Here is a 1136-nt window from a genome sequence, read left to right as displayed (position 1 = left end):
AAGATACCTGCCCCTTCAACAATTAGTGTTTGGAGAAAGCAATATGAAACTCAAGGATTAGATGCCCTTCAATCAAAGAAAAAGGGGCGTCCATCCATGAAAAAAGAATTTAATAAACAATCGAAACAAGCACCAGTTGAAGGCTCTAACGAAGCACTTGAAGCACGTATTAAACAACTAGAAATGGAAAACGAGTATTTAAAAAAGTTGAATGCCTTAGTTCAAAACAAGGAAAAATCACCAAACAGGACAAAGCACAAGTAGTCTATGAGTTAAGGCATAAATATTCGGTGAAAGCACTTGTAAAACTCGCTGGCATTCCACGAAGTACGTACTATGATTTAGTAAAACGTATGAATCGACCAGATCCAGATGCCGATTTAAAAGCAGAAATAAAGGCGATTTATGAAGAACATGAAGGACGTTATGGCTATCGTCGTATTCGTGACGAGCTAACGAATCGTGGGCAAAAAGTGAATCATAAAAAAGTGCAACGTATCATGAAAGAGTTAGGTTTAAAATGTTTAGTACGTATGAAAAAGTATAAATCCTATAAAGGAAACGTTGGCAAAATCGCGCCAAATATTTTAGACCGCAATTTTAAAGCAGATGCCCCAAATGAAAAATGGGTGACAGACATTACGGAATTTAAATTGTTCGGTGAGAAACTTTATTTATCGCCAGTTTTAGATTTATTTAACGGGGAAATTATCACGTATACAATTGGCTCTAGACCAACCTATTCACTTGTTTCAGACATGTTGGACAAAGCACTCGAACGTTTACCTGAGCACCACCAGTTACTCATGCATTCCGATCAAGGCTGGCATTATCAAATGAATAAATATCGTCGCGCCTTAGAATCAAGAGGGATTGTTCAAAGTATGTCTCGTAAAGGAAACTGTTACGACAACTCTGTCATGGAGAATTTCTTTGGAATTATGAAATCCGAATTCCTTTACATGAGGGAATTTGAAAGTATAGAGCATTTTAAAATAGAATTAGAAAAATATATCAATTACTATAATACGAAACGGATCAAGGCAAAATTAAAAATGAGTCCGGTGCAATACCGAACTCATTTTACCCGAGCTGCCTAATGAAATAACCGTGTCTAACTTTTAGGGGTCACTTCA

1 pseudogene is annotated in these 1136 nt (G+C 36.5%); it reads left to right on the top strand.

From position 1 onward, the window contains the following. Window positions 1-1100, top strand: a pseudogene (locus tag ACIQLB_RS24545) (IS3 family transposase); the annotation flags it as partial. Window positions 1101-1136 lie beyond the last annotated feature (36 nt).

The organism is Lysinibacillus sp. NPDC092081, from assembly GCF_044755845.1.
Taxonomy (GTDB): domain Bacteria; phylum Bacillota; class Bacilli; order Bacillales_A; family Planococcaceae; genus Lysinibacillus.
Note: the sequence above shows the minus strand (reverse complement) of the source record. Positions and strands in the feature narration are given on the sequence as shown.